We start from the raw sequence: 3,788 nt of genomic DNA on the forward strand, positions 1-3,788 counted from the left end.
TTCAAAATCAAATAGTTAAATATTTTTATTCTTTTTGTCGTGCAACAGGCTCGAATTGAAAAATAGCAATTCTTTTTGGGGGCTGTGGCTCTGACAGTATGATAAAATATCTTGATAAATTAGCGCAATTTTATAACTTATACCCAAAACAAAACCAACGATTCCTTTTTTCGGGTTTTTAAACCAACCCAAATATTTAGGTTAATCAAGTTTTACTTTGGGTAATGCGTTCACAATATCAACTGTTTGCACACTTACATTGATGATGCTCAACAACAAATCCAAAATGTATTTGGGTTTGTTTTGTTCTTTTGCCCAATCGTTGGGATTGTTTACAATACCACTTTCTTTATGGGTGCTTACTTGGTAGCGTTCCATTATCCATTCTATGGCAGATTTGCCGTTTACTACATAGTTGTATGCCTTTTCGGGAATGTTTTCTATGGTGATTTGGCTGTTGTAAATAATGGTGTCTTTTGACCTCACCCTCGACCCCTCTCCATTTGGAGAGGGGAGTTTTGAGAAACGCATTTTCTCTACCCGGTAATTCAGGTATTCTAATTCTTTTTTGTTTGCCTGTTTGAGTGTATCTGCAATGTTGAGGGGATTAAATAGCACAATTACTTCTTTGCTTGGCTCAATGCTTTCATAATTCAAATGCAGTTCGGCTAATTTTCTACCTGCTTTGCTGAATGCCCAAAAATCTTTTACATCCTCTACCAAAGGCAGGCGTGGCAACATTTTCTTTAAATCGTTGGCAAAGGTTTCTCTGTATTCCTTGCTGTGCAAAAAACCATACACATAGTGAAAAATATCTTCTTTGGTAACATTTTTACCATAGATTTTTTTAGCTCTTTCTAAAATGAAATCGCTGACGGCTTCTCTGCGGATTAATCCTTTTTCGTGGCTCTCATCAAACAAACCTTTTTGCGTGGTGTTGTTTTCTACGTAGTAGTAAAGTGGGAAAATTTGATTTTTTTCAATCGTATCAATTCCTGTTAAACTATTTGAAATAACAACTGAAAACTCTTTGCTTGCACCAATTCCCGTAACATTTATAATTAAGTTTTCTGATTTTGCAGTTGGGAATAATTGTGAACTTAATCCCGGACTTTCAATAAAGTTTTTGTCAAAATATAAATTCTGATTTATGAAAGGACGATAAATTCCTTTTCTGAAATGCGAAATGTTATATGAATGTTGAATGTTTTTCTTTGCATCGTTTCTCAATGCTCTTGTCCAACTAATTCTTGTTGAATCGCCATTAACAAAATCTTCAACTTCTAATTTTGAATTTTTCTTTTTTGCTTCTGCAAAAGCGTTGCTTTGTTCGTTGTAAAAGGCAATCATTCGTTGCATATTTTCGGCAACTTTTTCTTTTGAAAAATTATAAACCCACGCATCACGATTTGTAGAAATGCCAATCACATTCAAATTAAAAAACGTTTGCGTTTTCGCATCAAATTTCTTTTCTGGCTCTAATGGAATAAAGGTGCTAAACGCATCGTTTCTTACGCTAATCCAATCTCCGTGCTCATTGGGCGTAAGTTCAGTGAGTGGCATATTCGCAAAAGATTTAAACTCGCTGATGATTTTGAGTTTCTCATCGCGGGTTTTGTAATCGCCGATGTCGTAATAGTATATTTTAGCTTTCTTCATTTCTTTTTTGCTTTTTTAATCAGCTCATCAATAGCTTTTTGTTCTTCCAAATCAGCTGTTAAGGCTTCTGTTTTTTTACGTTGTGTGTCGAACATTTCATATTGCTTGGTGGCAATTTTTTTCATTTGTTCATTGCTCACTGTTCCGGCATTATCCAACAGTGGTTTTCTGCTGAATTGGATGACACTGTCTGCTTCTTCTTTCCAATAGGTTAAGCTCAACGGAATTTGTTCTTTCACTCTCAATTCGGCTGTGTCCAAAAAGAGTGTTACCATTCGGTTGAGCATGTCTATTTCATCCGCCGATAAATAGTTTTTAGCAATAAAAATGTCTTCTTTTCTTACGCGGCTGCCTTTCCACGAAGTTAATCCCATATTGAGCAAATCGGCTTTGGCTCTGTTTACAACTATTTCTGCTGCCGTATGTTTGGTAACAGCAAAAAGTAATTTGTTCTGTATCTCGGCAAAAAAGAGTTCTGTTTTTTTATCTGTTTTATCATAGTCTTTGCTGAGCATAAACAAATCTCTGATTTTTTGATAAAAGCGTTTTTCCGAAGCCCGAATATCACGAATACGAGCCAGCAATTCATCAAAATAATCTTTACCAAATTCTTTTCCTTGTTTTAAACGCTCGTCATCTAATACAAAACCTTTGATAATGTATTCTTTGAGTGTTTGTGTAGCCCAAATACGGAATTGTGTGGCTTGTTTGCTGTTTACGCGATAGCCTACCGCTATCACAGCATCGAGGCTGTAGAATTTCTGCACTCTTTCTACGTTTCTACTGCCTTCCAATTGAACTTGTAAGAAATCCTTACAAGTTGCCTTTTCATCAAGTTCGCCTTCCGAAAAAATATTTTTCAAATGGAGCGTAATGTTTTGCGATGTTGTATCGAACAGTACAGCTATTGCTTTTTGCGTAAGCCAAAAGGTTTCGTTTTCAAAGCGTACAGCTACCTGCACTTTGCCTTCGGGTGTTTCGTATAAAATAATATTGCTCATCTTTTTCAATTACGAATTAAAAATTACGAATTACGATTTTTTATAGTTACTTGGATTTTGCCAAGAATTTTACAGAGTTCTTCGGCATCATTCAACAAACTTATTGCTTCTTGTTCTGATAAATAGTTAGTGGCTTGTAATAACTTGATCCAATAAACTGTTTCTCTTGCTTCTTTGTATGCAATGCTGACTTTTGATAGAAAATCCTTATCCGATTGTCCTCCGATTGATTCTTCAACATTTGCACCTATTGATGTTCCACTACGAAGCATTTGTTTGGATAGTACAAATTCTTTCTTTTCTGTGGTCAGAAATTTATAGGCATTCACCATTCTTATTGCAAAGGCAAATGATTTCTGTTGGATTATATTGTCTTGTTTCATTTTCGTAATTCGTAATTTTTAATTCGTAATTGTTTCTTCAGGTTTCTTTACCAACAAAGTTATTGTTATTGGCGTTCGGCTACCGCTGCCAAAAATTTTTCCTCCTTCTTTTCGGCTTAGTTCGCCACTGGTGCGTTGGTTGCCACGTAAATTGAAAACATAAATAGACGAAAATTCCTGTTCAATGATTTTTCTAAACCCGTCTGTGCTGTTTCCATCAAGCCAGGCACCGTTGCTTACAAAACAAATAATGCCGCCACCTTCTCCGTTGGCTGAGCCTGTGGAAGCCAAACGGTCGGTGCTCCAGCGAAACGCTTTTATGTAGGCATCGTAAAGCGATTTATTCAAACCTGCTTGCGATTGTGCAGCATAAGTATTAGCAATTCTGCTGTCTAATTTCGGGTAAGATTGATTTTGTGCGTTGTCGTTTGCAGATTTTTGACCTATGGAATATGGTGGGTTGCCCATAATAATGCGAATGGGTGCTTTTTGTTGTCGCTGCACGCGTTCTGAGTTAGCAAGGAACATTTCAGAGAAGAGTTTTGCTCCGTCTTCGGTTTCGTTGAGCTGAAAGGTGTCTGTTAAGCAAATGCCTTCAAAGGGGGTGTAGCTTCGGCTAACTTCGACTTCGCTCAGTTGCCGACACTCATCTTTTTGGCGGTTGAGCGAAGTCAAAACCGCATCATCTTCTTGGCGGTTGAGCGAAGTCAAAACCGCATCATCTTTTTGGCGGTTGAGCGAAGTC

Annotated in this window: 4 protein-coding genes; all 4 read right to left on the reverse strand. The window is 37.0% G+C overall.

Annotation, left to right across the window (positions count from 1 at the left end):
• Nucleotides 1-201 precede the first annotated feature (201 nt).
• Entirely contained in the window at nt 202-1,659 is a 1,458-nt protein-coding gene (locus LC115_01075; protein ID MCZ2355273.1) for a hypothetical protein, read from the reverse strand.
• Nucleotides 1,656-2,660: a virulence RhuM family protein gene (locus LC115_01080; GenBank protein MCZ2355274.1), complete on the reverse strand. Its 1,005-nt coding sequence runs from the start codon at nt 2,658-2,660 to the stop codon at nt 1,656-1,658. Before LC115_01080 ends, LC115_01075 begins: the two co-directional genes overlap by 4 nt.
• 23 nt (nt 2,661-2,683) lie before the next feature.
• Nucleotides 2,684-3,043, reverse strand: coding sequence for a four helix bundle protein (locus LC115_01085; GenBank protein ID MCZ2355275.1), 360 nt, complete (start codon nt 3,041-3,043; stop codon nt 2,684-2,686).
• 18 nt (nt 3,044-3,061) lie between these two features.
• Nucleotides 3,062-3,788, reverse strand: a 727-nt coding sequence (locus LC115_01090; protein MCZ2355276.1) for a hypothetical protein, incomplete at its 5' end; no start/stop codon positions are given.

It is taken from the genome of Bacteroidia bacterium (assembly GCA_026932145.1).
Taxonomy (GTDB): domain Bacteria; phylum Bacteroidota; class Bacteroidia; order J057; family JAIXKT01; genus JAIXKT01.

What these genes read in the sequence shown, in the direction of transcription:
- LC115_01075 (MCZ2355273.1), bottom strand. Translation starts at nt 1,659, where the DNA reads ATGAAGAAAGCTAAAATATACTATTACGACATCGGCGATTACAAAACC.
- LC115_01085 (MCZ2355275.1), bottom strand. Translation starts at nt 3,043, where the DNA reads ATGAAACAAGACAATATAATCCAACAGAAATCATTTGCCTTTGCAATA.
- LC115_01080 (MCZ2355274.1), bottom strand. Translation starts at nt 2,660, where the DNA reads ATGAGCAATATTATTTTATACGAAACACCCGAAGGCAAAGTGCAGGTA.